At 67.0% G+C, this 26,313-nt stretch carries 25 protein-coding genes and 1 pseudogene; 10 read left to right on the top strand and 16 right to left on the bottom strand.

Going from position 1 to position 26,313, the window contains the following annotated elements; all coding sequences use genetic code 11:
* Positions 1-318: 318 nt before the first annotated feature.
* The gene (gene hemE / locus K7I12_RS12445) at positions 319-1,383 is read right to left on the bottom strand and encodes a uroporphyrinogen decarboxylase (RefSeq protein ID WP_031385105.1); all 1,065 of its coding nucleotides are present in this window, start codon (positions 1,381-1,383) and stop codon (positions 319-321) included.
* Between the two features lie 182 nt (positions 1,384-1,565).
* On the opposite strand from hemE, the gene ribA reads away from it, so the two are divergent.
* Together ribA and trhA are read left to right on the top strand one after the other, a co-directional pair.
* The gene (gene ribA / locus K7I12_RS12440) at positions 1,566-2,201 is read left to right on the top strand and encodes a GTP cyclohydrolase II (RefSeq protein ID WP_031385104.1); all 636 of its coding nucleotides are present in this window, start codon (positions 1,566-1,568) and stop codon (positions 2,199-2,201) included.
* Between the two features lie 45 nt (positions 2,202-2,246).
* Positions 2,247-2,936 (top strand): PAQR family membrane homeostasis protein TrhA, encoded by a 690-nt coding sequence (gene trhA / locus K7I12_RS12435; protein ID WP_231664298.1) that lies wholly within the window; start codon positions 2,247-2,249, stop codon positions 2,934-2,936.
* Positions 2,937-3,129: 193 nt separating this feature from the next.
* On the opposite strand, the gene K7I12_RS12430 is transcribed toward trhA, so the two are convergent.
* Genes K7I12_RS12430 through xseB form a run of 5 tightly spaced genes read right to left on the bottom strand, consistent with a single transcriptional unit; the run spans position 3,130 to position 8,074 of the window.
* Positions 3,130-4,095 carry an alpha/beta fold hydrolase gene (locus K7I12_RS12430; RefSeq protein WP_231664296.1) on the bottom strand — a complete coding sequence of 322 codons (966 nt, stop codon included), beginning with the start codon at positions 4,093-4,095 and terminating at the stop codon, positions 3,130-3,132.
* Between the two features lie 45 nt (positions 4,096-4,140).
* Positions 4,141-4,911: a co-chaperone DjlA gene (gene djlA / locus K7I12_RS12425; protein ID WP_031385101.1), complete on the bottom strand. Its 771-nt coding sequence runs from the start codon at positions 4,909-4,911 to the stop codon at positions 4,141-4,143.
* Between the two features lie 39 nt (positions 4,912-4,950).
* Positions 4,951-6,891: a 1-deoxy-D-xylulose-5-phosphate synthase gene (gene dxs / locus K7I12_RS12420; protein ID WP_031385100.1), complete on the bottom strand. Its 1,941-nt coding sequence runs from the start codon at positions 6,889-6,891 to the stop codon at positions 4,951-4,953.
* 9 nt (positions 6,892-6,900) lie between these two features.
* Entirely contained in the window at positions 6,901-7,791 is an 891-nt protein-coding gene (locus K7I12_RS12415; RefSeq protein ID WP_051907561.1) for a farnesyl diphosphate synthase, read from the bottom strand.
* Positions 7,781-8,074 (bottom strand): exodeoxyribonuclease VII small subunit, encoded by a 294-nt coding sequence (gene xseB / locus K7I12_RS12410; RefSeq protein ID WP_031385098.1) that lies wholly within the window; start codon positions 8,072-8,074, stop codon positions 7,781-7,783. The genes K7I12_RS12415 and xseB overlap by 11 nt, the downstream gene beginning before the upstream one ends.
* 322 nt (positions 8,075-8,396) lie before the next feature.
* Here xseB and serA point away from each other — a divergent pair, with 322 nt between their 5' ends.
* Positions 8,397-9,647, top strand: coding sequence for a phosphoglycerate dehydrogenase (serA, locus tag K7I12_RS12405; protein ID WP_231664295.1), 1,251 nt, complete (start codon positions 8,397-8,399; stop codon positions 9,645-9,647).
* Between the two features lie 68 nt (positions 9,648-9,715).
* Here the strand turns inward: serA and K7I12_RS12400 are convergent, their stop codons facing one another.
* From K7I12_RS12400 to K7I12_RS12380, 5 genes are all read right to left on the bottom strand, one after another.
* Positions 9,716-10,156 (bottom strand): group I truncated hemoglobin, encoded by a 441-nt coding sequence (locus K7I12_RS12400; protein ID WP_231664294.1) that lies wholly within the window; start codon positions 10,154-10,156, stop codon positions 9,716-9,718.
* A 14-nt stretch (positions 10,157-10,170) separates the two neighbouring features.
* Entirely contained in the window at positions 10,171-11,028 is an 858-nt protein-coding gene (locus tag K7I12_RS12395; protein WP_150113129.1) for a DUF3034 family protein, read from the bottom strand.
* 13 nt (positions 11,029-11,041) lie between these two features.
* Positions 11,042-13,393, bottom strand: coding sequence for a putative bifunctional diguanylate cyclase/phosphodiesterase (locus K7I12_RS12390; RefSeq protein WP_231664293.1), 2,352 nt, complete (start codon positions 13,391-13,393; stop codon positions 11,042-11,044).
* 1 nt (position 13,394) lies between these two features.
* Positions 13,395-14,072, bottom strand: a complete 678-nt coding sequence (locus K7I12_RS12385) for a hypothetical protein (protein WP_031385093.1) — start codon at positions 14,070-14,072, stop codon at positions 13,395-13,397.
* A 187-nt stretch (positions 14,073-14,259) separates the two neighbouring features.
* Complete coding sequence (locus tag K7I12_RS12380; RefSeq protein ID WP_231664292.1) at positions 14,260-15,531, bottom strand: amino acid deaminase; 1,272 nt, start codon at positions 15,529-15,531, stop codon at positions 14,260-14,262.
* A 56-nt stretch (positions 15,532-15,587) separates the two neighbouring features.
* Between K7I12_RS12380 and K7I12_RS12375 the strand changes: the two genes are divergently transcribed.
* The 4 genes from K7I12_RS12375 (at position 15,588) to K7I12_RS12360 (ending at position 19,664) form a co-directional block, all read left to right on the top strand.
* A complete protein-coding gene (locus K7I12_RS12375; protein ID WP_231664291.1) occupies positions 15,588-16,091 on the top strand; it encodes a MurR/RpiR family transcriptional regulator in 504 nt (167 codons plus the stop codon).
* Between the two features lie 2 nt (positions 16,092-16,093).
* Complete coding sequence (locus K7I12_RS12370) at positions 16,094-17,578, top strand: N-acyl-D-amino-acid deacylase family protein (RefSeq protein ID WP_231664290.1); 1,485 nt, start codon at positions 16,094-16,096, stop codon at positions 17,576-17,578.
* Complete coding sequence (locus tag K7I12_RS12365) at positions 17,575-17,967, top strand: RidA family protein (RefSeq protein WP_231664289.1); 393 nt, start codon at positions 17,575-17,577, stop codon at positions 17,965-17,967. Before K7I12_RS12370 ends, K7I12_RS12365 begins: the two co-directional genes overlap by 4 nt.
* A gap of 200 nt (positions 17,968-18,167) precedes the next feature.
* Complete coding sequence (locus tag K7I12_RS12360) at positions 18,168-19,664, top strand: sodium:solute symporter family protein (RefSeq protein WP_231664288.1); 1,497 nt, start codon at positions 18,168-18,170, stop codon at positions 19,662-19,664.
* 176 nt (positions 19,665-19,840) lie between these two features.
* Here the strand turns inward: K7I12_RS12360 and K7I12_RS17705 are convergent.
* The 5 genes and pseudogenes from K7I12_RS17705 to puuE all read right to left on the bottom strand — a co-directional run.
* Positions 19,841-20,014: pseudogene (locus K7I12_RS17705) on the bottom strand (TIM barrel protein); the annotation flags it as partial.
* Entirely contained in the window at positions 19,993-20,154 is a 162-nt protein-coding gene (locus K7I12_RS17700; RefSeq protein WP_442908055.1) for a hypothetical protein, read from the bottom strand. The pseudogene K7I12_RS17705 and the gene K7I12_RS17700, both read right to left, overlap by 22 nt.
* A 27-nt stretch (positions 20,155-20,181) precedes the next feature.
* Complete coding sequence (locus tag K7I12_RS12350) at positions 20,182-20,670, bottom strand: ureidoglycolate lyase (protein ID WP_231664287.1); 489 nt, start codon at positions 20,668-20,670, stop codon at positions 20,182-20,184.
* A 179-nt stretch (positions 20,671-20,849) separates the two neighbouring features.
* Entirely contained in the window at positions 20,850-21,674 is an 825-nt protein-coding gene (locus tag K7I12_RS12345) for a bifunctional allantoicase/(S)-ureidoglycine aminohydrolase (RefSeq protein WP_231664286.1), read from the bottom strand.
* Between the two features lie 35 nt (positions 21,675-21,709).
* On the bottom strand, positions 21,710-22,645 hold the full coding sequence (gene puuE / locus K7I12_RS12340; RefSeq protein ID WP_031385073.1) for an allantoinase PuuE: 936 nt from the start codon (positions 22,643-22,645) through the stop codon (positions 21,710-21,712).
* Positions 22,646-22,932: 287 nt separating this feature from the next.
* On the opposite strand from puuE, the gene K7I12_RS12335 reads away from it, so the two are divergent.
* The 3 genes from K7I12_RS12335 to thiM all read left to right on the top strand — a co-directional run bounded on the left by K7I12_RS12335 (position 22,933) and on the right by thiM (position 26,140).
* On the top strand, positions 22,933-23,673 hold the full coding sequence (locus K7I12_RS12335; protein WP_031385072.1) for an aspartate/glutamate racemase family protein: 741 nt from the start codon (positions 22,933-22,935) through the stop codon (positions 23,671-23,673).
* A 150-nt stretch (positions 23,674-23,823) separates the two neighbouring features.
* Positions 23,824-25,185 carry an NCS1 family transporter gene (locus K7I12_RS12330; RefSeq protein ID WP_231664285.1) on the top strand — a complete coding sequence of 454 codons (1,362 nt, stop codon included), beginning with the start codon at positions 23,824-23,826 and terminating at the stop codon, positions 25,183-25,185.
* Between the two features lie 85 nt (positions 25,186-25,270).
* Entirely contained in the window at positions 25,271-26,140 is an 870-nt protein-coding gene (thiM, locus tag K7I12_RS12325; protein WP_051907554.1) for a hydroxyethylthiazole kinase, read from the top strand.
* Positions 26,141-26,313 lie beyond the last annotated feature (173 nt).

Raw genomic sequence — 26,313 nt, 5'->3', positions numbered from 1 at the left:
GAGTGCATGCTCAAGCATGGCCCTATAACGCTAGCAAGGAGTGTTCCAATCTGTCGCCTATCCTTAAGTCACCTTCAGTCAACGTAGACCCAACGCAACCAGGCACTGTCAGCGCCAGAGCCGACGCGCCGCAAAGTCGCAGCAGGCTGGCGGCAGGCACCAGGATGATGCGCTCGAGAAATGCCAAGCACGCCGCATGCGCGCGCCACTCGAAGAACGCGTGACACGCCGGACGGGTCAGCCACGCGCCCGGCACAAGCGTCGCCAGGCACCAGCGCCAGCCAGCGGCGATGGCGAGTCATCGCCTGCGCCACACGCTCAGTCGGCATGATAGGCCGGGCTGAGTTCGTGGAGCGCCTCGAGGAAGGCGCTGACCCGCTCGGGCTCGGTGAACTGGCTGATGCCATGGCCCAGGTTGAAGACATGCCCCGGACCGGCGCCGTAGCTGTCGAGTATCCGCGCCACCTCGGCGCGAATCGCCGCCGGCCGGGCGAACAGCACGTTGGGGTCGAGATTGCCCTGCAGCGCCACGCGATGGCCGACCCGCTCGCGGGCGTCGCTGAGCTCGGTGGTCCAGTCCAGGCCCAGCGCATCGGCGCCGCTGGCGGCGAGATGCTCGAGCCACTGGCCGCCGTTCTTGGTGAACAGGATCACCGGTACATGACGACCCTCGTGTTCGCGGATCAGCCCGGCGACGATCTGCTCCATGTAGCGCAGCGAGAATTCCCGATAGGCCGGCGTCGACAGCGTGCCGCCCCAGGTATCGAAGATCTGCACGACCTGGGCGCCGGCGCGAATCTGCGCATTGAGATAGTCGGTGACCGCCTGGGCCAGCAGGTCGAGCAACTGGTGCATCGCCTCGGGATTGCCGTAGAGCATGCCCTTGACGTGGCGGAAGTCCTTGCTCGAGGCGCCCTCGACCATGTAGGTGGCAAGCGTCCAGGGACTGCCCGAGAAACCGATCAGCGGCGTCCGGCCATTGAGTTCGCGACGCACCGCGGCGACGGCGTTCATCACGTAATCGAGATCGCGCTGGGTGTCGGGCAGGCTCAGCGCCTCGACATCGGCCTGGGTACGCACCGGTTTTTTGAACTTGGGGCCCTCGCCGGTCTCGAAGTACAGCCCCAGGCCCATCGCGTCGGGGATGGTCAGGATGTCGGAAAACAGGATCGCGGCATCCAGCGGGTAGCGCTCGAGCGGCTGCAGGGTGACCTCGCAGGCCCGCGCGGTATCCCGGCACAGGTCCATGAAGCTGCCGGCCTCGCCGCGCACCCGGCGGTACTCGGGCAGATAACGCCCGGCCTGGCGCATCATCCATACCGGAGTGCGATCCACCGGCTGGCGGGCCAGGGCGCGAAGAAGGCGGTCGTTGTGAAGTTCCATCGGGCTCTCGTCGACTCGTGAGTTTGCGCCAATTGTAGCGGATGGCCGGGCATCCGACGCCCCCTTGCCTATGGGCACCCAACACGACGCGCCGCTGATGAGCCATGCCCACTAACCTGCTATCATGGGTCGTTTACATCGGCCGGGCGCTGGTGCCCGCCGGTTCGCAGTCGAGGATCATCGTGACGATACGCTTCATCGCCGCCTCCCAACTGCCCACGCCCTGGGCCACCTTCACCATGCACGGCTTCGAGGACGAAGCGACGGGCAAGGACCATATCGCCCTGACGCTGGGCGACGTGTCGATCGGCGAGGCGGTGCTCGGCCGCGTGCATTCGGAGTGCCTGACCGGCGACGCGCTGTTCTCGATGCGCTGCGACTGCGGCTACCAGCTCCAGGAAGCGCTCAAGCGGATCGCCGCCGAGGGCCGCGGCGTGCTGCTCTACCTGCGCCAGGAAGGTCGCGGCATCGGCCTGCTCAACAAGATCCGCGCCTATCATCTGCAGGACCAGGGCTACGACACCGTCGAGGCCAACGAGCACCTGGGATTCAACGCCGACCTGCGCCGCTACGATCTGTGCGTGCCGATGCTCGAGCACCTCGGCGTGCGCTCGCTGAAGCTGATGACCAACAACCCGCGCAAGGTCGACGCCCTGACCCGTGACGGCGTGACCATCAGCGAGCGACTGGCGCTAACCACCGGCCGCAACCCCCACAACGAACATTATCTGTCGACCAAGGCCGGCAAGCTCGGCCATTTGATGGCGCTGGAGGATTTCACCCCGGCGGGCGACGTGGAAAGCCGGCGCAAGCCCTGAAGCGGGCCCGTCGGGGGTTTTCGTTTCCAACGAGGAGCCAAGGCAATGCCCGATTCCCGTTTGCGCAATACGACCGCTCATCCGGGCGACGATGCCTACAGTCTGCTCGAGGAGCTGCTGCACTGCATCAGTCACGGCATCGGCGCGGCCTTGGCGCTGGCCGGCATGGTGGTGCTGATCGCGCTGGCCAGCCTCGCCACCCACGTCGACCCCTGGAAGATCGTCGGCGTCAGCCTCTACGGCGCCACTCTGGTGCTGCTCTACAGCGCCTCGACGCTCTACCACGGCGTGCGCCGGCCACGCCTCAAGCGCGCGCTCAAGGTGGTCGATCATTGCGCGATCTACGCGCTGATCGCCGGTACCTACACGCCCTTTTTGCTGGTCAATCTGCGCGGCCCGCTGGGTTGGACGCTGTTCGCCGTCATCTGGTCGCTGGCGATCGGCGGCATCGCCCTCAAGCTGATCTGGCCGCAGCGCTTCGGCGTGCTGCGGGTGGCGGTCTACCTGGTGATGGGCTGGCTGATCGTGCTCGCCAGCGACGCCATGGGCACCTACCTCTCCGATACCAGCATTACGCTGCTGGTGGCCGGCGGCGTCACCTACACGCTGGGCGTGGTGTTCTACGCGATCCGCGCGATCCCCTTCCACCACGCCATCTGGCATCTGTTCGTGCTCGGCGGCAGCGTGTTTCACTACTTCGCGGTCTACACCGCGGTGCTCGCGCCCCAGGCCTGAGGCGCCCTAACCCGAATAGTGCACCAGGTCGCTCGCGCCCTCGCTTGCTCTTTGATTCCACAGACAATTTCTGCCTCACTCGACCGTACACCCCGGTACGGCGCTCAATCGGACAAACCTCTGTGAAATCAATTATCCGCGCGATCATCACGGCACCTGAGGCAACATCCAGGCCACAGACGACCAGGTCGAATCATTCGCAGGCTCGGGCCACCACCCGGCGGATGAACGCCGCGGTCTCGTCGGGCCGGGTGAGCGGCAGCATATGGCCCGCCTCGGGCAGGGTCTCCACCGCCAGGCCGGGCAGCCGGTCCCGCAGGGCCAGGCCGTGGCGCGCAGGCTCGAGTATCCGGTCGCGCTCGCCGAACAGGATCGCCACCGGCAGGCGCAGCTCAGGGTAACGGCGAATCAGTGCCGGCATGTCGTTCTCGAGCCTCACCAGATCGCTCGAGTTGGCGTAGAAGGCTTGCGGGCGCATCGCCAGCAGGCCGCCGCCGCGTGTCGCGAAATCGGCGGGCACCGGTTCCGGGGCGAAGATCGCGGCCAGCATGCGCGTTGCATAGCGCACGCCGAGGGGCGCGGCGAAGGTGTCGGCGACGAAGCGTCGCCAACGCGGCGAGCGGATCGTCATACCGCGAAAGGCCGGCGGCACCTCGGATTCCCGGGCGGTCAACGGCGCCAGCAGCGCCAGGCCCGCCACCTCGTCGGGATAGTCCTCGGCCAGCGCCAGGGCCACCGCGCCACCCAGCGAATGGCCGACCAGCAATGGCCGCTCGACGCCCAAGGCGCGCCAGGCATTGCGAATCTGCCGGGCCTGGGCGGCGAGGCCAGCATCGTCTGCGCCGCCGCCACGCTCGGAATAGCCCGAGCCGGGCCGGTCCACAATGATTACATGAAAGTCGTCGGCCAGTCGCTCGCTCAGCGCGTAGGTGAAATGCTGCAGTTGCCCGCCCAGCCCGTGGATCAGCACCAGCGGCGGCCCCTGGCCGGCTTCGACCAGATGCACGCGCCCCTCGGGCGTGTCGACGAAGCGCCCGGCCGGCGGCACGTCGGCCTCGGCGCGGCGGGCGAGGCGCGCGCTGAAGCGATGCAGCCCCCACAGGCCCAGCGCGCTGGCCGCCAGCAGAACGACGCCCAGCGCCAGCAGAATGTTGCCCATGTGTGCTCTCCTCGCTCTACCTCTGCCCGGCCCCGCCGGCGGCGATCAACTGCCGGCGGCGCGGGCCTGCTTGATCTGGTCGTAGGCGTGAGTGATCTCGCGGGTCCGCGCCTCGGCGATCTCGCGCATGCTCTCGGGCAGGCCCTTGCCGGCCAGCTTGTCGGGATGGTTCTGACTCATCAGCCGGCGATAGGCGCGCTTGAGCTCGGCATCGCTGGCGTCGCGCTCGACGCCGAGTACCCGGTAGGCGTCCTCCAGGGCCTGGCCGGACGGCGGCCCACCGCCCGCCTGGCCGGCCTCGCCACGCAGCATCGCCTCGATCTGGGCGATCTCGGCCTCCGAGCAGCCCAGCCCGCGGGCCACCCGCAGGATCATCTCGTGCTCGGCCGGGTCGAGCTTGCCGTCGGCGGCGATCGCCGACAGCTGGACCTGCAGGAATACCTGCAGCAACGCACGCTGGCCGCGGGTGACGCGCCGTACCTCGGCGAGCTCGGCGTCGAGATCGAAGTCGTCGGCCTTGCCGCGCTCGAAGGCGTCGCGGGCGCGGTTGCGCATGTCGCCGCTCATGCGCATGCGCGTGAACAGCGTCTCGGCGACCTGGACCTCGGCGTCGGTGACCTGGCCGTCGGCCTTGCAGATGCAGCCCATCACCGCGAAGGTCGAATCCAGAAACTGCATCTGCAACTGGGCGACCCGGGCGACGCCGATGCCGCGGGCCAGGCGCCGGCCGAGCCAGTAGCCGAGCAGCGCGCCGATCAACAGCCCCGGCCAGCGGCCGATCATGTACCCCAGAATCGCCCCGATCAGGATTGCCATGGTGTCCTCGTGTGCTGTGTCAGACGCGGGTGCGCCGATTCATGATGAAGGATCGGCGGCCAGCCGACGGCGAATCGATGCCTCGATGCCGCCGGCATCAAGCCCGCAGGACTTAAGCAGCTCGCCGGGCTTGCCGTGCTCGACGAAGGCATCGGGCAGGCCCAGGTTGAGCAATGCCACCTGCACGCCCTCGGCGGCCAACAGTTCGTTGACGCCACTACCCGCGCCGCCGGCGATCACGCTCTCCTCGAGGGTCACCACCAGCCGATGAGCGCGCGCCGCGTCGAGCACCGCCTGACGGTCCAGCGGTTTCACCGAGCGCATGTTGATATGCGTGGCGTCGAGGCGTTCGGCGACCTCGGCGGCCGGGCCGTTGAGACTGCCGAAGGCCAGCAGGGCGACGTCGCCGCCGCCTGTCCGACGCGCCTCGGCGCGGCCGATCTCGAGAGTCTCCAGACTCTCGGGCAGCAGTGAGCCGGGGCCCTTGCCGCGCGGATAGCGTACCGCCGCGGGGCCGATATGATGATAGGCGGTGCTGAGCATCGCCCGGCATTCGGCCTCGTCGGCCGGCGCCAGGATCACCAGGCCCGGCACGCAGCGCAGGTAGGAAAGATCCAGCGCACCGTGATGGGTCGGGCCGTCCTCGCCGACCAGCCCGGCGCGGTCAATGGCGAAGGTCACGTCGAGGTGCTGCACGGCGATGTCATGGATCAGCTGGTCGTAGCCGCGTTGCAGGAAGGTCGAATAGATCGCCACCACCGGCTTCATGCCCTCGCAGGCGAAGCCGGCAGCCAGGGTCAGCGCGTGCTGCTCGGCGATCGCCACGTCGTAGTAGCGCTCGGGATACTCCCTGGAGAAGCGCACCAGGTCGGAGCCTTCGCGCATCGCCGGGGTGATGCCGATCAACCGCGCATCGGCGGCGGCCATGTCGCACAGCCAGTCGCCGAACACGTTGCAATACTTGCGCGGCTCGGCCCTGAGGACTACCGGGGGCTGGTCGCTGGGCGACAGCGGCTCCACCTTCGGCGCCGGTTCAGGGGCGCCCTTCTCGAGCTTGGTGATGGCGTGATAGCCGATCGGGTCGGCCTCCGCCGGGCGGAAGCCCTTGCCCTTGCAGGTCTTGATGTGCAGAAACTGCGGGCCGTCGAGATCGCGCAGGTTGCGCAGCGTCTGCACCAATCCCGGCAGATCGTGACCGTCGATCGGGCCGATGTAGTTGAAGCCCATCTCCTCGAACAGCGTCGCCGGGCTGACCATGCCCTTCATGTGTTCCTCGGTGCGCCGCGCCAGCTCGAGCGCGCCGGGCAGCCGCGAGAGTACCTTCTTGCCGCCCTCGCGCACGCTGATGTAGGTCTTGCTGGAGAAGATGTGCGCCAGGTAGCTGGCCATGCCGCCGACGTTCTCGGAGATCGACATCTCGTTGTCATTGAGCACCACCAGCAGGTTGGCGTCGACGTGGCCGGCGTGGGCCAGCGCCTCGAAGGCCATCCCGGCGGTCAGCGCGCCGTCGCCGATCACCGCGCACACCCGGCGCTTCTCGCCGCGGGTGCGCGCGGCCAGCGCCATGCCCAGCGCGGCGCTGATCGAGGTGCTGGAATGGCCGACGCCGAAGGTGTCGTACTGCGACTCGGCGCGACGCGGAAACGCCGCCAGCCCGCCGAACTGGCGGATGCTGTGCATCGCCTCGCGGCGCCCGGTGAGGATCTTGTGCGGGTAGGCCTGGTGGCCGACATCCCAGACGACTCGGTCGTGGGGCGTCTCGAGGGCGTGATGCAGGGCGATGGTCAGCTCGACCACGCCCAGCCCGGCGCCGAAGTGGCCACCGCTGCAGCCCACGCTGTAGAGCAGGTAGGCGCGCAGCTCATCGGCCAGCGTATCGAGCTGGGCCGCGTTCATGGCACGCAGCGCGGCGGGCGTATCGATGGTGTCGAGCAACGGCGTCGCCGGGCGCTCGACAGGAATCTCGTCGAACAGCTTCATAAGGGCTCTTTAATAGTCGCGCTCGATCATGTAGCGGGCCAGACCGGCCAACGGCTCGCCGGCCTCGCCCAGCGGGGCGATCACCGCCAGCGCCTCGTCGAGCAGCTCGTCGGCCTTGGCGCGAGCCGCCTCGAGGCCCATCAGGGCCGGATAGGAGGGTTTGTCGCGGGCGGCGTCGGCGCCCGAGGCCTTGCCCAGCGTGGCGGTATCGCCGGTGACATCGAGAATGTCGTCATGGATCTGGAAGGCCAGGCCGATGGCGCTGGCGTAACGCTCCAGGTGCTGCAGTCGCGGGTCGCTCATCGGCACCGCCGTCAGCCCGCCCAGCAGCACCGCGGCGCGAATCAGCGCGCCGGTCTTGTAGCGATGGATCTGGGCCAGCGCCTCGGCGTCGATGCGCCCGCCGACCACGCCCAGGTCGAGCGCCTGGCCGGCGACCATGCCATCGCGGCCGGCGGCCTGGGCCAACACCCGGATCATCGCCGCCAGCCGCCCATGGCCGGCGTCGGCCAGCCATTCGAAGGCCAGCGTCTGCAAGGCGTCGCCGGCGAGAATCGCGGTGGCCTCGTCGAAGGCCTTGTGCACCGTGGGCTGGCCACGCCGCAGGTCGTCGTCGTCCATCGCCGGCAGGTCGTCGTGGACCAGCGAATAGGCATGGATTAGTTCGATCGCCACCGCCGCCGGATCGAGCGTTTCATCGTCGGCGCCCAGCGCGCGCCCGGCGGTGTACACCAGCACCGCGCGCAGGCGCTTGCCGTTGCCCAGCACGGCGTAGCGCATCGCCGCCTCGAGCCGATCGGCGGGCGTGTCGCGATGGGCGAAGAGCTCCTCGAGCTCGGCATTGATGCGCGCCTGATCGGCACTCAGGCGCAGCGGCCATTCCATGGTTTCATCGATCATTGCCGCTCTCCGAGGGCGGATTGGGAGCCGTGAACGGCGTCGCTTCGAAGCGTCCGTCGGGCTGTTCGACCAGCGCCTGGACCTGGAGCTCGGCGGCATCGAGCCGGCGCTGGGCATCGCGGGTCAACCGCACGCCCTGCTCGAAGGCCGCCAGCGACGCCTCCAGCGTCAGCTCGCCGGCTTCGAGTTGGCCGACCAGCGCCTCGAGCCGCTCCAGGGTGGCGGCGAAATCCTCGGGCGGCGCCTCGCGATCCGCGGGCGCTGCGGGGTCCTTGTCTGGCATGCCATTCTCGCTCATCGAAACGGGCCTGCCCGCATGGCCGGCCCGCACGGGTCTGGCCGGACAGTATACACGCTGTGCAACGGGGTGCCTGCCCCGACACGGCCTGCAGGCGCTGGCCCGACACACCCTATCAACCGGGCTCATGGTCAAGCTGCGGCATTTTCATCGTCGCCCGCCGGCGCTGTGCTACGATAGGCGCCCTGTTGCGCTACCCCTTGCCTGGCTTGGCCTGCCACCGGTCGCGGCCTCTTTCAGCCGGAGCCAACGGGTCGCTTTCCCACCAACGAGCGCGTCGTCAGCGACGAAAAGGGTTGAACCGACAATGGCCAAAACGTCCCTGGACAAGAGCAAGATCAAGATCCTGCTGCTTGAGGGCATTCATCAGTCGGCGGTGGATAACTTCCTGAACGCCGGTTACACCAATATCGAGCATCTGCAGACCTCACTGGACGAGGACACGCTGATCGACAAGATCCGCGACGTCCACTTCATCGGCATTCGTTCGCGCACCCAGCTCAACGCGCGGGTGTTCGCCGCCGCCGAGAAGCTCACCGCGGTGGGCTGCTTCTGCATCGGCACCAACCAGGTCGATCTCGACGCCGCCCTGGCGCGCGGCATTCCGGTGTTCAACGCGCCCTACTCCAACACCCGCTCGGTGGCGGAACTGGTGCTGGCCGAATCGATCATGCTGCTGCGCGGGATCCCCGAGAAGAGCGCCCGCGCGCATCAGGGCGGCTGGCTGAAGTCGGCCAAGAACGCTCACGAGGCGCGCGGCAAGACGCTGGGCATCGTCGGCTACGGCAACATCGGCGCCCAGCTGTCGGTGCTCGCCGAATCGGTGGGCCTCGACGTGATCTTCTACGACACCATCACCAAGCTGGGCATGGGCAACGCCCGTCAGGTCGGCAGCCTGCAGGAGTTGCTGGCGCGCGCCGACGTGGTCAGCCTGCACGTCCCCGACGTACCCTCGACGCGCTGGATGATCGGCAAGGAGCAGCTGGCGCTGATGAAGCAGGGCAGCATCCTGATCAACGCCTCGCGCGGCAGCGTGGTGGTGATCGAGGAGCTCGCCGATGCGCTCAACAGCGGCCGGCTGCTGGGCGCGGCGATCGACGTCTTCCCGGTCGAGCCCAAGGCCAACGCCGAAGAGTTCGTCTCGCCGTTGCGCGGGCTCGAGAACGTGATCCTCACCCCGCACATCGGCGGCTCGACTCTCGAGGCCCAGGAGAACATCGGCATCGAGGTCGCCGAGAAGCTGATCACCTACTCCGACAACGGCACCACCATCACCTCGGTCAACTTCCCCGAGGTGGCGCTGCCCGCCCACCCGGACAAGCATCGCCTGCTGCACATCCACGACAACGTGCCTGGGGTGCTTTCCGAGATCAACCGCGTGTTGTCCGAGAACGGCATCAACATCGCCGGCCAGTTCCTGCAGACCAACTCGCAGGTCGGCTACGTGGTGGTCGACGTCGACAAGGCCTACGGCGCCCAGGCGCTGGAGGCGATCAAGCAGGTCGATCACACCCTGCGCACCCGCGCGCTCTATTCGGAAACCAATTTCGAAGAGTAAGCCGCCGCTTAAACTTCCAGCCGTACCCACCCGCCCCGGCATGCTGCCTGTCGGGGCTTTTGCCCGCTTTAGCCGTCTTGACGACGCATCACATCGTCATGCATCGCTGCCAGGCGCTTGAGCAGTTGATTGCGCGCCGCGGCGGGTACGCCCTGTGCCAGCAACGCCGCCTGCAACTTGCCGACCAGCCGATTGAAATCGGTCTCGCGAATGCCCATGTACTGGTGCACCTTGTCCATCGGCGGGCCCTGATAGACGCAGGGGCCGTCGCTGACCGCGCAGAACTGCTGTTCCAGCGACGCCACCAGGTGGTCGATGTTGGTATTGGCGAAGAATCCCACCAGTTGCGGGTCGTCGGCGACCCGATAGGCGAAGTCCTCGACGATGGCGCTAAGGCCCGCTTCGCCGCCGAGCTGTTGATACAGTGTCGGTGGCGGTTTGGCGCCCGAGCCGGCACAGCCGGCCAACAGCAACACAAGGACGAGAAAAGCGCTACGCAGGCGAGTCATTGTCGTACTCCCGATCAAAAGGCCAATTGCAGCGACAGATAGCCGCCGCGCTGATTGTCGAGCCCGGCGATGTCGCCGAGATCGAGCCACGCGCCGGTCAACGAGACATGCTTGTCGATGAATACCGCCGTGAACAGATCCTGCCAGGCGTCCTCCTCGGCAAAGCCGAGATTGTCGGGTTTCTGGCGATACTCCATGCCTACCACCCAGCGGGGAGTCAGGAACAGCCCCAGCGAACCTTCCATCACCAGCGAGCGCTCCGATTCGCGATCGCCGCCGAAGCCCAGCAATCCACCCTGGTTGGCCCGGGTCGAGCGCAGCGTCAAATTGACCAGCAGGTTGCGTCCGGCCACCGCATCGAACAGCAGCTTGCTGCCGGCCAGATAGACGTCATTGCCCTGGGTCGCCTCGGCCCCCACCGCGCGGGCCAGCGCCTGCCCTTCGCGGAGCCGCTTGTGCTGGATGCCGAGGCTCCAGCTGCCCCAGGGGTGGTAGAGCGGGTCGCCGAACAGCCGCAGCTTGGCGCCGTAGATTGCCTGCTCGAGATCGCCACCCAGGGTATCGAGATCGAGATGCTGACGGGCATAGGAGACTTCGAGCCGGTCGCGCCAGTTGAATGCCACGCCCTCGACCCGCAGCCCGTAGTCGTCGAGCTCGGCCGCGCTCGCGCTGGCAGTCACCGCCACTTCGGTATCGCTGGCGGTGCCGGCCAGCACGCCCCATGGCGAGAGGCCCCCACCCGCCGCACCCTCGATCTGGGTGACTCCGCCAGTCGCCAGCAGGCGGCTGCCCGCCTCGGCCGAGGTCGCCATCAGCGCTGCCACACTCAGCCCGGCCGCCAGGGCGAGGCACTTCAAGTTCTGATGCATCATGGTGATTTCCGGGTCAAGTGTCGGCCTTGCAGCGTCGATAGGTGTCGATCCAGTCGAGCACCTGCTCGGCCGGCAAGGGACGTGAAATCAGATAGCCCTGCAGATAGTCGCAGCCCAGCGCCGTCAGCAGTTCGCGAGAGGCTAGGGTCTCGACGCCTTCGGCAACCACCTCGAGCCCCAGGTTGTGGCCAAGCTCGATGGTCGAACGCACGATGATCCGGTCGTCGGACTGCTGATCGAGCTTGAGGATGAACGACTTGTCGATCTTCAACTCGCGAACCGGCAGGCTCTTGAGCTGCGACAGCGACGAATAGCCGGTGCCGTAGTCGTCGATGGCGATGTGCAGGCCGCTGTCGCAAAGCTCGCCGAGCATGGTACGAGCCAGCGTGGGATCCTGGATGATCGCGCTCTCGGTGACTTCCAGCGCCAGCCGCCCGGCATCCAGGCCGTGCTCGTCGAGCGCCTGCCGGACCATTCCCGGCAGACCCGGATCAACCACGTCCTGGGCCGACAGGTTGATCGCCACGTTCACGCACTGCCCCTGACGCTGCCAGTCGGCCAGTTGACGACATACCGTGTGGAGCATCCACTGGGTCAGCCGGCCGATGAAACCGGAGCGCTCGGCCAGGGCGATGAATTCGTCCGGCGCAATGAATCCCAGCTCGGGATGCCGCCAGCGCATCAGCGCCTCGAAAGAAACCAGCTCACCGCCTGCGGCGGCGATCTTGGGCTGATAGACCAGGCTCAGTTGCTGACGCGCCGCCGCCTCCTGCAGATCGCGAGCCAGGGTCAACTGGCGCAGATGCTGTTCGTCCTGGCCTTCCATGTAGCGCAGGTAACCGAGGTTGGCCTGCTGCGCCATGTCCATGGCGACCTCCGCGCGTCTCAACAACAAGTAGCCATTGCTGCCGTGGCGTGGAAAGTTTACCTCGCCATAGACCAGCTTGAGCCGCAGCGCGCCATGGTCGAGCTCGATAGGCTGGGCAAGACGCTTGCGTACCGCCTTCAGCCAATCGTCCTGGGTCTGGGGGCCGTCGATGGTCAGCAGGAACTCATCGCCGCCCAGGCGGTAGGCCTGGCGCAGCGGCGCCGGCAACTCGCGCAGACGTTGGGCGAGCCGCACCAGCACTTGGTCGCCCGTGGCGTAGCCGAAGGTGTCGTTGATATCGCGAAAGCCGCTGATCGACAGCCGCAACAGCGTAAACGGCAGCTCACGGGCCGCGGCGGCATCGATGTCCTGCTGCGCCGAGTGACGATTGGCAAGGTCGGTCAGCTGGTCGTGACAAGCCTGATACAATTGCTGTCGCTCGCGCTCGGCAATGTCCTCTTGCATGGTCATCAGGGTGTTGGCCAACATGCCTAGCTCACCCTGAGAGGCAACCCGCATTCCCTCGAGTCGCTCACCGCGGCCGATACGCTGAGCGGCTTCGGCCAACCTCATCAAGGGTAATGATATGCCCCGCGCACTGATGGCGGCGGCCATCACGGTCAACAGCAGCGTCAACGCAAAGATGGCCAGCAACTGCCAGCTCAATGCCTGGAAGATCGCCAGCAGGTCGGTCCGCGGGTTCTGGATAATGGCATAGACCCGTCCCGCACCCGTCCCCGCGGAATCATCTTCCTTCAATCGCGCCGCCCGCGTCAGGGCATCCAGCGATTCGTCGAGGCCGCTGTGTTTCAGGTAGTTTCCTTCCGCCAGCGAGGCGGCCAAACCGGCGATAGCGGTGTCCGGCTGGTTTTTCAGCGCACCGGCGACATACTTCGTTGCAGCGCTCCCTGCCGACGCACCGCCATCCACCAGAAAGCTGACCTGCAAACGGATCAAGCGGCCGATCTCGCCGGCCAGTTGACCATCGAGTAAAAAGCCCATTCCCACCCAGCCAACCAGATTGGGCGCGCCCACCGGCAGCAGCACGAACTGATAGGGCATGTTCGCCTCAAGGATTACGCCGATCGCCTGACCATCGCGCTGGGCCTGTTGCCATAGTCGGGAAAACCCGATCGAGGTGCCGGGGGCATGGTCGCTGCTGGCGAGAATATCGCCATTGGGGTCGGCCAGCAGCACGATATCGGCACCAGCACGCGCGCCATGATTGGCAAGAACGCTTGCCAGAGTGCCGACATCCTGCGAGCTGATAGCACTTTTGAAGCCAAAATCCGCGGTCAGGATGGCCACGTTGTTGCGTAGCTGCTGACCACGCTCATCGAGTAGCTGACGCATAACTCCGAGGCTGACATCCAACTCCTGCTCGCCCTTTTGCAACACATCCTGGCGGATGGTCTGCAAGGTGGCGGCGGCCGTCACCAACTGAGCGACGCACATCACCGCCAGCATGACCAGTAGCAAGCGCCGGCGAAACGACATGTCAGTTTGACTGCCGCTGTTGCAGGGCCTGCTGGAAACGCCGCTCCAGCGCCGAGGGCTTTTCCACCGCCGGCAGGCTGGCGTTGAGCGTCAGCGCCACGCTGCGTGACGTATTGCCCGCTAGCTCGCCCTCCCACCACTCGTAGTGGGTGTCTTCCAGTTTCGGATGCCATATGCGCAGGCGATGGTTACCGGGTGGCAAGTCGAATGACACCGTGCCGTCGTCGCCGGTCTTGGCGAAATAGGGCGCCTCGCTGACAATGATGAATGCCTGCATGGAATCGTGGATATTGCAGCCCACCACCACCACGCCAGGCTTGTCGAAATACTCCGGCGGCGGAGTCTCACGCAGAAAGAGATCCAGATTGAACGGATGGGCCGGCGAGAAGGAATAGGCCTGGTGACGCGTGGTGTCACGATTGGGAAATTCCACGGCGGCACCGACCGGCACCGCCAGCACGTATGGAATGAAGGTTGTCTGACGCTGCATCATTTCATACGCAGGCGCATCGCGTTCTACCGGCATGGTGCCCGACGCATAGACCTCGACCACCGCATCCGCCAAAGGACGCCCGGTGGCTGAGTCCGTGACGGTCACCGTTGCCGCCAACGCCGGCGTCACGCAGACCAGCGCCAGCGGCCATGCCAGCCATGCAATCCAACGCGCCTTGTGAGCCATCACCCCTCCTGCCGTTTGCCGAGACCGCTATCGCCCCATCACAGCGATATCGGCCGAAGCCGGGGCAAACTTGAGGCGCCGTCACTCACGAGAAGCGTCAGCGGCACCTCGGCCGGCTCAGAACTCCACGCCCAGCCCGGCATACAAGGTACGCCCCGCCGCCTCCAGTCCGCGGTGCCGCAGGCGCTCAAAATCGGGTTTCCATCATTTCCCGAACGCTAAGCGCGTCGTCGACCAGCAGCACCTGGCGCCACTTGTCGAAGGTCAGGCAGGGGTGCGAGGCGCCGAAGGCGACGATGTCGCCGACCGCGACGTCGTCGCTTCCCGCGGGCAGCTCGATGAAGGCGTGCTGGTCCATCAGCCGGGTCAGCCGCCAGCCTGCGACGCTCAGCGTCTCGTCGGCGCGGCCGCCCTCGCGCGGCCCTTGCTCTCGCAGCCCTTGCTCTCGATAGCGACGCAACGGCTCGGGCAGCTGGTCGAAGCCGATGTCGCGCTTGCCCAGGGCGACGATCACCAGCCCCGGCTCGGGTAGCGACTGCACCTGGGCAAATACCTCGAGCGCCGGCTCGAGCCCCTCGTGCAGGTCCGGGCGGCGCGCCAGCACGCCGCGCTGGGCCTGACGATAGAGGCCATGGTCGTGAACCACGTAGCAGCCCGGGCGCAGCACCGGCGTGAAGCGCTCGCGCAGCTCGGCGGCGTCGAAGGCCTCGGCGATCAGGTCGTACCAGGCCGAGCCCGAGGCGGTGATGATCGGCGCACCGACGCCGATCAGTCCGTCGCGATCGAGGCGCTGCGCGCAGTCGACCAACCGTGCGGCATAGTCGCGGATCACCGGCACCGGATCGGCGCCCTGCGCCGCGTCACCCACAACGCCCTCGTAGCCTTCCATGCCGGCCAGTTGCAGGGCCGGTTCGGCGTCGACCAGGCGCGCCAGCTCGACCACCTGCTCGGCTGTGCGACAGCCGGTGCGCCCGCCGGGCACGCCCAGTTCGATCAACACGTTGAGCGTCAACCCGCGCGCAGCGAAGAACCGCCCCAGCGCGCGGCTGTTGGCCTCGCCGTCGACCACGCAGTAGAACTCGGCACCGGCCTCGATCAGCCCGGCGACGATCGCCATGTTGGCCTCGCCGACCAGCTGATTGGCGAGCAACAGACGGCGCACGCCGTGGATGTAGGCCGCACGGCACTGCGGCGCGGTGGCCAGGGTGATGCCCCAGGCGCCGGCCTCGAGCTGGCGCCTGAACAGCGCCGGGGTCATGGTGGTCTTGCCGTGTGGCGCGAGATGCGCGCCGTGGGCCTCGGCGAAGCGCTGCATCCAGGCCAGATTGTGCGAAAGCGGCGCTTCGAAGATCGCCGCCGCCGGCAGGCTGACCCCATTCAGCAGCGAGCGCCCCGTCTCGGGCGTGCCCTTGTTGCTTATTGCCTTGCGCTTGGCCGGTTCACTCATCGGTTCAGTCATCGGTTCTCTCATACCCCTCCTCCCGGGCTGGCGCCCTGTTCGCCGTCGCCGGTGCCGTGGAACTGCTCGACGGCGCGCGCCAGATCCTCACGTTCGGCGCCGGCGGCAGTTCGACGATGCTCACCCAGCAGCTGCAGTTTCGGCTGGTGCGGCTGGGCTACGCGATCAGCGCCTACCCGCAGTCGCTGCTGCCGCGGATGGTCGCCTCGACGCTGGAACCCCGCGACGTGGTGGTGACGCTGTCGGTGAGCGGTTACACCCCCGAGATCGTCGAGTCGGCGCAGATCGCCCGCCAGTACGGCGCCCGGGTGGTGGCGATCACCGCCCACGGCTCGCCGCTGGCCGAGGCCGCCGACGTGGTGCTGCCGGTGGTGGCCCGCGAGACCGACTTCATCTATCACCCTTCGGCGTCGCGCTACGCCATGCTCGCCGCCATCGACGTGCTGGCGCTGGAACTGGCGCTGCGCCATCAGGACCGCTCGCGCACCAAGCTGCGCCGGCTCAAGATCACCCTCGACGCCCATCGCGGCGGCGACAACCGCCAACCGCTGGGAGACTGAGCATGCGCTACGACACCCTGTTCCGCGGCGCCTGGATCGTCGACGGCACCGGCGCCGAGCCGTTTCGCGCCGACCTGGCGGTGCGCGGCGAGCGCATCGTCGCCGTGGGCGCGCTCGGCGAGGCCACCGCCGACAGCGTGATCGACGCCCACGGCCGCTACCTGGCGCCGGGCTTCATCGACGTGCATACCCACGACGACACCAACGTCATCCGCACCCCCGGGATGCTGCCCAAGCTCTCGCAGGGGGTGACCACGGTGGTGGTCGGCAACTGCGGGATCAGCGCCGCGCCGGTGACGCTTAGCGGTGACGTGCCCGACCCGATGAATCTGCTGGGCCGCGCCGAGGACTTCCGCTACCCCAGTTTCGAGGCCTACGCCGAGGCGGTGGACGCCGCCGCGCCCGCGGTCAATGTCGCCGCGCTGATCGGCCATACCAGCCTGCGCAGCCAGGCGATGGGCGACTTCGCCCGCCCCGCCGACGAGGCCGAGATCGCCAGCATGCGCGACGCCCTGCGCGAGGCGCTGGCCGCCGGCGCGCTGGGCATGAGCTCGGGGCTGGCCTACCGCAACGCCTTCCACGCCCCGCTGGAGGAGCTACGCCCGCTGGTCGCCGAGGTCGGCGCCGCCGGCGGCGTGTATACCACCCATCTGCGCGACGAGTTCGCCGGCCTGCCCGCAGCAATGGACGAGGCCTTCGAGACCGCGCGCCAGGGCCAGGCGCCACTGGTGATCTCGCACCTGAAATGCGCCGGCGCCGGCAACTGGGGCGGCGCGCCACGCGCCCTGGCCAAGCTCGAGGACGCCGCGCGCCACCAACGCGCGCACTGCGACTGCTATCCGTATACCGCCGGCTCGTCGACGCTGGATCTGGGTCAGGTCACCGACGAGATCGCGATCTTCATCACCTGGTCGGACCCGCACCCCGAGCAGGCCCAGCGCGCGCTCGCCGAGATCGCCGCCGACTGGGGCCTGTCGCTGCTCGACGCCGCGCACCGCCTGCAGCCGGCCGGCGCGGTCTACCACAACATGAGCGAGGACGACATGCGTCGGGTGCTGGCGCACCCGCTGGCGATGATCGGCTCCGATGGCTTGCCCAACGACCCGCATCCGCATCCGCGGCTGTGGGGCGCCTTCCCGCGGGTGCTCGCCCACTACAGCCGCGATCTCGAACTGATGTCGCTGACCGAGGCGGTGCGCAAGATGACCGGCCTGTCGGCCGCCCAGTTCGGCCTCACCGATCGCGGGGTGATTCGCGAGGGCGGCTACGCCGACTTGACGCTGTTCGACCTCGCCACTCTCGAGGACAGCGCCGACTACGCCCGGCCGATCGCTGCCGCCCGCGGCATCGAGCTGGTGATGGTCAACGGCGTGATCGGCTACCGCGCCGGCGCGGCCACCGGCGAACGCGGCGGCCGCCTGCTGCGGCGCAGCCAACATCTATCCCCCCAACCCACTAATCCATTCACCACGGAGGAAAATTCATGACCATCCAGCGTTACGGCGTCGAGGGCGGCGTCGGCACCGGCGGCCAGAAGCTGCCGTTCGCCCGCGCCACCCAGGCCGCCGGCTGGCTGCTGGTCTCGGGCCAGACCCCGATGACCGCCGGCGAGGTCGTCGAGGGCGGCATCGTCGAGCAGACCCGGCTGGCCTTCGACAACTGCCTGGCGATCATGCGCGAGGCCGGTTACGAGGTGGAAGACGTCGTCCATGTCACCGCGGTGCTCACCGATGCGCGCTACTTCTCGTCGTTCAACAAGGTCTTCGCTGAGGTGTTCGGCGAGCATCCGCCGGCGCGCATCTGCAGCGTCCAGGACCTGGTGGTCGACTGCAAGGTGGAGGTCGACGTCAAGTGCTACCGCGCCGACCGCGCCTGAGCGCGACCGCTGCGTGAGTCCGCGGGCGGCAACCCGCGGGCCATGAATCGGCAATAAAGGCACCGGCAACAAAAAGGCGCCGAGGCCCGGCAAGGCCCCGACGCCACACACTGCAGCGATAACCACGTTTCAACCGATAACGTTTTCTACCACTGCCTCGGTCGCGGCAACGACCGAGCCAACAAGTATAAGAGGCATGTATGAACAGTCATATCTTCCTCGGCACCTTCTTCGTCTATATCGTGGCGATGATCGGCTTCGGCTGGTGGGTGTCGCGCAACAGTCGCGGTACGGGTGACGACTTCCTGCTCGGTGGGCGCAGCCTACCGCTGTTTCTCACCGTGGGTACCACCGTGGCGACCATGGTGGGTACCGGCTCGAGCATGGGTGCGGTGGGCTTCGGCTATAGCAACGGCTGGGCCGGCGCGCTCTACGGCATCGGCGGCTCAGTCGGCGTGCTGCTGCTGGCGTTCTGCTTCGCCCCGGTACGCAAGTTCCGCTTCATGACCATGAGCGAGGAGCTCTCCTACTACGTCGGCGCCAATCGACTGGTGCGCAATATAGTCGCACTGCTGATCTACCTCGCCTGCATCGGCTGGCTGGGCGCGCATATCCTCGGCGGCGGGCTTTATCTGGCCTGGATGGCCGATATCGACCCGACCCTGGCCAAGCTGGTGGTGGCACTGGGCTTCGGCGTCTACTGCGTGATCGGCGGCTACATGGCGGTGGTCTGGACCGACACCGTCCAGGCCATCGTACTGTTCGTGGGTTTCTTCCTGATGGCCGGGCTATCGCTGATCGAGGTAGGCGGCTTCGACGGCCTCACCGCCGGCATGGATGCCGCCTCGACCAGCTTCCTGGGCATCGACAAGATTGGCGGGCTGCCGGCACTGTCGCTGGCCACGGTGATCGCCGTGGGGGTATTGTCCACCCCGTCGTTCCGCCAGCGCATCTATTCGGGCAAGTCAGTGGGCTCGGTGCGTCGCTCGTTCGTCATCACCGGGGTGCTCTATATGGCCTTCTCGATCGTTCCGGCGATCATCGGCATGGCCACCCACGTGCTCAATCCCGATCTCGACAACAGCAACTACGCCTTCCCGTTCCTGGCCACCGAAGTGCTGCCGCTCGGCCTGGGCCTGCTGTTGCTGGTCGCCGGGCTGTCGGCGACCATGTCGAGCGCCAGCTCGGACGCCATCGCCGGGGTCTCGACGCTGATGCGCGACATCTACGTGCTGTTCACCGGACGCACGCCCTCGGCGCGCCACGTGGTGCTCTACTCACGCCTGGCGCTGGTCGCCACCATCGGCCTGGCGCTGGCCTTCGCGCTGACCTCGGACAACGTCGTCAGCTACATCACCAAGATGATCTCGACGGTGCTTGCCGGGCTGTTCGTGTGCGGCATGCTGGGTCGCTTCTGGCCGCGCTATAACTGGCAAGGGGCGGTAGCCAGCCTGATCAGTGCCTCGGCGACCTCGCTGGCGGTGATCGCCAACCCCGAGTGGAGCGCCTTCTGGGGCAATCCCAGCATTCCCGCGGTAATCGTGGCGACCCTCGGCGGGGTGATCGTCAGCCTGGCCACGCCGGCCTCGCGGGTCAGCGAGGCCGAGGCACTGGCCAAGCTCGACCAGGAGCGCGAGCGCATGGAGCGCGCCCCCAAGGCGACGCTGACCCAGCCGAGCGCCCCGCCGGCCGGCTGACCGAGCGCCTCTTCAGCGGCTCGCCAATGGCCCCGGCACCGCCGGGGCGTCGCGCTGGGACCCGGGCTCGCTCTAAACCGAGCGCAAACGCATTAATCTCGGCCCGGCAAGCAAGCCTTAAGCCAGCCAAGCCCCGCCTCGGTGGTACTCGCCGGCCAGTACACGGCACCGACTCAGCCGCGATAGCCCCGCCGATCGAGATGCTTGAACAGGAACGGATAGTGTATCTCGCCGGCACCCGGTTCGTGGCGCCCCGGGGCGTCCGCCACCTGGATGTGACCGATGCGCGGCAGGAGCCGCTCCAGCGTCATCGCCAGATCGCCCTCCATCACCTGCATGTGATAGACGTCGCGCGCAGCGTCTCGGGGCGATAGCCGTAGGGGAAGTGACACTCGACGCCGCGAAAGCCGGCCGCTGCGGCACGCTCGAAGCGCGCGGGAAAATCGACCTCGCCGAACAGCATGCTGAGATTGGCGGAAAACGACGGCATCGGCGACTCTGGACAGAGATGAGTGGCTCAGGGCAGGCTGATGCGTGCGGCCAGGGGGTGCTCGTCGCAGTTGTCGCCCGGCCCGCCGCGGTCGACCACCAGGAACTCGCCTTCGCGCTCGAGCACCGACTGAATGGCGTGCCAGGTGCCGGCGCGGTAGTTGACGCCCTGCCGGCCGTCGGTGACGAAGGCGCGCATGCCGGCCGGATCGATGGTCTCGCCGGGCGGCGCTACGACGACCAGAAAGCGCTCCTCGTGCAGCGGCATGAACGCCTGGCTGCCCAAGGGATGGCGCTCCAGGAAGTCCAGCGTCAGCGGCAGCGTGACCGGCTGGCTGACGAAGATACTGATCAGGGCGCGCGCCTCGTCACCCAGCGTCTCGACCCTGGCCAGGTCGTGATAGCGCCGTGTGCGCCCGGCGTTGATGTGAAAGTACTCGGCCGTACGCGTGTCGATGACATCGCCGAAGGGCGCGAAGGCCTCGTTGGTGAGGGGCTGGGCGGTGAGTTCGAGCATGTTCATAACCCTGTTCGATTCTACGTCTCGTAAAACTAGGCGAGCGAAGGTCAGGCGAGGCGAAGATCGGCGAAAAGCGGACTGGGCTCGCACACGAGTTTACAAGTCGTAAATGAGCATTTTGATCGGACTCGCGCCCGAGTTGATCTTCAACACTGCATGACCGAGCGCAGACAGTTTTACAGGCACAATTTCATGTGCCGGTTGACGTCCTTATAGAGCAGATAGCGAAAGCGCCCCGGGCCGCCGGCGTAGCAGGCCTGCGGACAGAACGCGCGCAGCCATAGGTAGTCGCCGGCCTCGACTTCGACCCAGTCCTGGTTGAGGTGATAGACCGCTTTGCCCTCGAGCACGTAGAGACCGTGTTCCATGACGTGGGTCTCGTCGAAGGGAATCACCCCGCCGGGCTCGAAGTTGACGATGTTGACGTGCATGTCGTGGCGCATGTCGCCAGGGTCGACGAAGCGCGTGGTGCTCCATTTGCCGTCGGTATCGGGCATCACCAGCGGCTCGATGTCGACTTCGTTGGCGATGAACGGCTCGGGCGTCGCGATGCCCTCGACGCGCTCGTAGGCCTTGCGAATCCAGTGGAAGCGCACCTCGCTATCGGCTTCGTTGCGCACCCGCCAGTCGCAGCCCGGGGGGATGAACGCATAGCCGCCCGGCTGCAGGATGTGATGCTCACCGGCCAGGGTCAGGCTCAATTCGCCCTCGACCACGAATAGCACGCCTTCGGCCGCCGGGTCGAGCTCGGGCTTGTCGCTGCCACCGCCCGGGGCGACTTCCATGATGTATTGCGAGAACGTCTCGGCGAAGCCCGACAGCGGCCGCGACAGCACCCACAGCCGCGTCCTGTCCCAGAACGGCAGGTTGCTGGTCACGATGTCACGCATCACCCCCTTGGGAATGAAGGCGTAGGCCTCGGTGAACACCGCCCGATCGGAAAGCAGTTGCGTCTGCGGCGGCAGCCCGCCGTGTGGGGCGTAATAGGTCGGTTGTGTCATGGCTTACCTTGAAACGTTGACGGTGGTCGAGCGCTTCAACCGCGCGACGCGGGATGATGCTCGGCCCAGTGGCGGGCGATATCCACACGCCGGGTTATCCACACCCGGTCGTGGGCCTCGAGGTGATCGAGGAAGCGCTGCAGCGCGCGGAAGCGCCCGGGGCGCCCGACCAGCCGGCAGTGCAGGCCGATCGACAGCATCTTGGGGGTCTCCGCGCCTTCTTCATAGAGCACGTCGAAGGCATCGCGCAGATACTGGAAGAAGGGCTCGCCGTGGTCGAAGCCGGTGGGCGAGGCGAAGCGCATGTCGTTGGTATCCAGCGTATAGGGCACGATCAGGTGGCGGTGCGTCTGGCCCTGGCTGTCCTTGACGTCGCTCCAGAACGGCAGGTCGTCGCCGTAGTAATCACTGTCGTAGAGAAAACCGCCCCGGTCGAGCAGCAGCCGCCGGGTGTTGGGGCTGTCGCGGCCGGTATACCAGCCCAGCGGTTTCTCGCCGTAGAGCGACTCGAAGATCTCGACCGCCCGGCGCATGTGGTCGCGCTCTATCGTCTCCGGCACGTTCTGGTAGTGGATCCAGCGGTAGCCGTGGCAGGCGACTTCGTGACCCAGTTCCTTGAACGCCCGGGCGACCTCGGGGTTGCGCTCGAGAGCCATCGCCACGCCGAACACGGTAAGCGGCAGGCCGCGCCGCTCGAACTCGCGCAGCACCCGCCATACACCGGCCCGCGAGCCGTACTCGTAGATCGACTCCATGCTCATGTGGCGCTCGGGATAGGCCGCCGCGCCGACGATCTCGGAGAGGAATTGCTCGGAGTGGCTGTCGCCGTGGAGCACGCAGCTCTCGCCGCCCTCCTCGTAGTTGAGCACGAACTGCACGGCGATGCGCGCCTTGCCCGGCCAGTCGGCCTGCGGTGGCGTGCGGCCGTAGCCGATCAGATCGCGGGGGTAGGCGGCATCCGATAGAGACATGACGGTTTTCCTTGTCGTTGTACAGGCGGCGAGTGCCCGGGACCAATGTATACAAGGCTAACCTAGCGCCTAACGCGCCTCCACGGCAAGCCGTTCCCGGACGCTGGACTTGGCTCTTGTCCTGGTCTCAGCCAAGTCGGCGAATCCTCCACGACGCGTTGACACCTTCCTGCCTGGCCAACGCTTCTTTGCTTGCATTCGCTGCCAGCGGCCTCTAACTTTTGTGTACAAAATATTTTCATATCGTAGACAACCAGGTGAGGCCGGCCTTCAGCCGCGAGACAACCGTGCACATTCGCGTCATCAATCCCAACACCACCGCCAGCATGACCGCCAGGATCGGCAAAGCCGCCGAGGCGATCGCCGCGCCGGGCACGCGCATCAGCGCGGTCAACCCACAGGACGGCCCGGTGTCGATCGAGAGCCACTTCGACGAGGCGATCAGCGCGGTCGGCGTCGCCGAGGAGGTGCGCCGCGGCGAGCGCGAATCGGTCGACGCCTATATCGTCGCCTGCTTCGGCGACCCCGGGCTGATGGCCGCGCGCGAGCTGACCCGGGCGCCGGTGATCGGCATCGCCGAAGCCGCCTTCCACATGGCCACGCTGGTCAGCACGCGCTTTTCGGTGGTCACCACGCTGGGGCGCACCGCGATCATCGCCGAGCACCTGCTCGCCAGTTACGGCTTCGCCGGCCACTGCCGGCGGGTGCGTGCCGCCGAGATTCCGGTGCTCGAACTGGAAGACAACAATGAGGCGGCCTTCGAGCGCATCGTCGCCGAGTGCCGGCGCGCCCGCGACGAGGACGGCATCGGCTCGATCGTGCTGGGCTGCGGCGGCATGGCCGATCTCACCGGGCGGATCAGCGACGCCGTGGGTCTGCCGGTGATCGAGGGCGTGACCGCCTCGGTCAAGCTCGCCGAGGCGCTGGTCGGGCTGGGCCTTCACACCAGCAAGCACGGCGACCTGGCGTTTCCACGACCCAAGCCGTTCAGCGGCCGGTTCGCCGACTGGAGCGACGCGCGCCACTGACGAGCCCGCCAACCTTACGACACAAGGTGCCACCCAAGACCCAGAAATCCGACACGCCAATCAATTACAACAACGACGCAGCACGCCTCAGACCCAAGACCCGCCGCTTGCGGCGACGACAACAAACCGGCAATCACCGCGAGGCAACGTATGACCACTTCGACCTCCCAGCCCGGGGCGGCGCCCGACGCCGTCGCCACGGCGACCAAGGCCCCCGGCGACGAATCCCTGGCACCGCAGAAGACCCGCATCATGGGGCGCACCTCCTACCTGGCAGCCTGGATGGGTGGGTGCGTCTCTATCGGGACGTTCACCGTCGGATCCAGCCTGGTCGGGACCTTGAACCTGCTCCAGGCGGTGCTGGCTGTCAGCATCGGATGCCTGGTTATCGGCATCGGACTCGCCATCAACGGCGCCGCCGGCCACAAGTACGGCATCCCCTTCGTGGTCCAGGCGCGCAGCGCCTTCGGCATGGCTGGCACCAAGATCCCCGGCCTGGTGCGGGCCATCCCCGCCTTGGTGTGGTACGGATTCCAGAGTTGGATCGGCGCGGGCGCCCTCAACCTGGTGACGGCCACCCTGTTCGGCTTCGACAACATTGTCGCCTGGTTCATCGTCTTCCAGGGGCTCCAGATCGGCCTGTCGGTCTTCGGATTCAAGGGCATCAAGTGGCTGGAGAACATCGGCAGTGTCTTCATCCTGGCCTCCTTGGTCTACATGTTCATCAGCGTTATCAACCGATACGGTGACCAAATCGGGGCCAACCTGGTCGACATCGAGGGCACATGGGGGGCGCCATTCTGGTCTGCGACCATGCTGTACCTGGGGATCTACGCGACCATGATGCTCAACGTCAGCGACTACTCTCGGGAGCACGTGCGCGATACTGGCCCGGGTCTGATAACCACCATCTATACCATGGCCATTCTGCCGGTCACCCTGTTCATGGGCCTGATCGGTTTCATGGTCTCGGGTGCAACGGGGACGGTCGATCCAATCGACGTGTTCAGCAACGCGACGGACAACACCCTGCTGCTGGTCACCACCCTGCTGTTCATCGCCTTCGCCCAGGTCACCACCAACGTGCTCAACAACGTGGTGCCGCCGACCTACGTATTCATGGACGTCTTCAAGCTCCCCTTCAAGACCTCCACCATCCTGGTGGGGCTGCTCGCCGTGGCCACCTTCCCCTGGAAGCTGGTGCAACCCGACTCCGCCGCCGGACTGCAGCTGTTTATCCAGATCTACTCCGCCTTCCTCGGCCCGATCTTCGCCGTCATGGTGGTCGACTACTACCTCACCCGTCGCCGCAGCCTGGACCTTACCGCCCTGTACGACAAGGACGGCCCGTATCGCGGCATTAACCCAGCGGCCATCATCGCTTCTTTGGTCGGCTTCGCGGCGGCGTTCGCGTTCACGGATCTGGGGTGGTACATCAGCCTCGTCCCGGCCGGCCTCACCTACTACCTGCTGATGAAGCACTGGCCGGCCTGCCGGCGCTTTCGCGACTAGCTCGACACGCTATCCTGTAGGGAGCCCGGTACCGGCCAGCGGCATGCTGGCCGGTACCGTTTCCTCTTCGCGACAGGGAGCCGCCATGACCATACGCAAGTGCGCCGCCCAGCCCCCGACACCGCAGACGGTGAGCGAGGCTCACCGGCGCTTGAAAGAGCGCTCGCCGCTGGTTCACTGCCTGACCAACCGGGTCACCATCAACGTGGTCGCCAACACCCTGCTGGCGATCGGCGCTGCGCCGGTGATGGCCGATCATCCCCAGGAAGCCGCCGACGTGGCGCGCCAGGCCGGCGCCGTGCTGGTCAACCAGGGCACCCCCAGCGACCACCAGATCGAGGCGATGCATCGCGCCATCGCCGCGACCGGCGAGGTGGGCGTGCCTTGGGTGCTCGACCCGGTGGGCGCCGGCGCGCTGACGCTGCGCCGCCATTGGGCCGAGGAACTGCTGGCGCACCGGCCGACGCTATTGCGTGGCAACGCCGCCGAGGTCATCGCCCTGGGTGGTCAGGCGGAAGGCGGCGGGCGCGGCGTCGACAGCGCGCGTGCCAGCGCGGAGGCCCGCGACGCCGCCCGCCGATTGCTCGCGCGGTGCGGCGGCGTGGCGGTTTCCGGGGTGCAGGATCGCCTGGTGGCGCGGGCCGACAACGATGGCCGGGCATGCCCGCTCGAGCTGCGCCTCGACGGCGGCAGCGCCTGGCAGGCGCGCATGACCGGCAGCGGCTGCGCGCTGGGGGCAATAGCCGCCGCCTACGCCGCGGTCTGCGACGACGTCGTCGGGGCCATGCTCGCCGCCCATGTACATGCCGCGGCAGCGGCCGAGCGGGCCGAAGCCCACGCCGCCGGGCCGGGCAGCTTCGCGGTGGCCTGGCTGGATGCACTGGCCGACCCCGCACTCGACCTGGCCGGCTTCGCCGAGCAACGCCTCGTCACCGAGTGGTTGGCCGGCGATTGATCCATGGCCATTGAGCGGCCCTGCTTAGTGAGCGTTGATCCGCATCCACAATGCTAGCCCGGATATTTCATCAGACATGAAAAAAGCGGCTGAAAATCGGTTATAATTCAAGCTCCTACACAAGAATCAACCGCATCAACCGCCATGACGAAATGTACCATGCCGACCGCCTC

It is taken from the genome of Halomonas sp. IOP_31 (assembly GCF_021151495.1).
GTDB classification, from domain to species: Bacteria; Pseudomonadota; Gammaproteobacteria; order Pseudomonadales; family Halomonadaceae; genus Modicisalibacter; species Modicisalibacter zincidurans.
The sequence above is the reverse complement of the archived record's forward strand: the minus strand, read 5'-3'. Positions and strand labels throughout refer to the sequence as shown.

What these genes read in the sequence shown, in the direction of transcription:
- hemE (WP_031385105.1), bottom strand. Translation starts at nt 1,383, where the DNA reads ATGGAACTTCACAACGACCGCCTTCTTCGCGCCCTGGCCCGCCAGCCG.
- trhA (WP_231664298.1), top strand. Translation starts at nt 2,247, where the DNA reads ATGCCCGATTCCCGTTTGCGCAATACGACCGCTCATCCGGGCGACGAT.
- K7I12_RS12430 (WP_231664296.1), bottom strand. Translation starts at nt 4,095, where the DNA reads ATGGGCAACATTCTGCTGGCGCTGGGCGTCGTTCTGCTGGCGGCCAGC.
- djlA (WP_031385101.1), bottom strand. Translation starts at nt 4,911, where the DNA reads ATGGCAATCCTGATCGGGGCGATTCTGGGGTACATGATCGGCCGCTGG.
- dxs (WP_031385100.1), bottom strand. Translation starts at nt 6,891, where the DNA reads ATGAAGCTGTTCGACGAGATTCCTGTCGAGCGCCCGGCGACGCCGTTG.
- K7I12_RS12415 (WP_051907561.1), bottom strand. Translation starts at nt 7,791, where the DNA reads ATGATCGATGAAACCATGGAATGGCCGCTGCGCCTGAGTGCCGATCAG.
- xseB (WP_031385098.1), bottom strand. Translation starts at nt 8,074, where the DNA reads ATGCCAGACAAGGACCCCGCAGCGCCCGCGGATCGCGAGGCGCCGCCC.
- serA (WP_231664295.1), top strand. Translation starts at nt 8,397, where the DNA reads ATGGCCAAAACGTCCCTGGACAAGAGCAAGATCAAGATCCTGCTGCTT.
- K7I12_RS12400 (WP_231664294.1), bottom strand. Translation starts at nt 10,156, where the DNA reads ATGACTCGCCTGCGTAGCGCTTTTCTCGTCCTTGTGTTGCTGTTGGCC.
- K7I12_RS12395 (WP_150113129.1), bottom strand. Translation starts at nt 11,028, where the DNA reads ATGATGCATCAGAACTTGAAGTGCCTCGCCCTGGCGGCCGGGCTGAGT.
- K7I12_RS12390 (WP_231664293.1), bottom strand. Translation starts at nt 13,393, where the DNA reads ATGTCGTTTCGCCGGCGCTTGCTACTGGTCATGCTGGCGGTGATGTGC.
- K7I12_RS12385 (WP_031385093.1), bottom strand. Translation starts at nt 14,072, where the DNA reads ATGGCTCACAAGGCGCGTTGGATTGCATGGCTGGCATGGCCGCTGGCG.
- K7I12_RS12380 (WP_231664292.1), bottom strand. Translation starts at nt 15,531, where the DNA reads ATGACTGAACCGATGAGTGAACCGGCCAAGCGCAAGGCAATAAGCAAC.
- K7I12_RS12370 (WP_231664290.1), top strand. Translation starts at nt 16,094, where the DNA reads ATGCGCTACGACACCCTGTTCCGCGGCGCCTGGATCGTCGACGGCACC.
- K7I12_RS12365 (WP_231664289.1), top strand. Translation starts at nt 17,575, where the DNA reads ATGACCATCCAGCGTTACGGCGTCGAGGGCGGCGTCGGCACCGGCGGC.
- K7I12_RS12360 (WP_231664288.1), top strand. Translation starts at nt 18,168, where the DNA reads ATGAACAGTCATATCTTCCTCGGCACCTTCTTCGTCTATATCGTGGCG.
- K7I12_RS17700 (WP_442908055.1), bottom strand. Translation starts at nt 20,154, where the DNA reads ATGCCGTCGTTTTCCGCCAATCTCAGCATGCTGTTCGGCGAGGTCGAT.
- K7I12_RS12350 (WP_231664287.1), bottom strand. Translation starts at nt 20,670, where the DNA reads ATGCTCGAACTCACCGCCCAGCCCCTCACCAACGAGGCCTTCGCGCCC.
- K7I12_RS12345 (WP_231664286.1), bottom strand. Translation starts at nt 21,674, where the DNA reads ATGACACAACCGACCTATTACGCCCCACACGGCGGGCTGCCGCCGCAG.
- puuE (WP_031385073.1), bottom strand. Translation starts at nt 22,645, where the DNA reads ATGTCTCTATCGGATGCCGCCTACCCCCGCGATCTGATCGGCTACGGC.
- K7I12_RS12330 (WP_231664285.1), top strand. Translation starts at nt 23,824, where the DNA reads ATGACCACTTCGACCTCCCAGCCCGGGGCGGCGCCCGACGCCGTCGCC.
- thiM (WP_051907554.1), top strand. Translation starts at nt 25,271, where the DNA reads ATGACCATACGCAAGTGCGCCGCCCAGCCCCCGACACCGCAGACGGTG.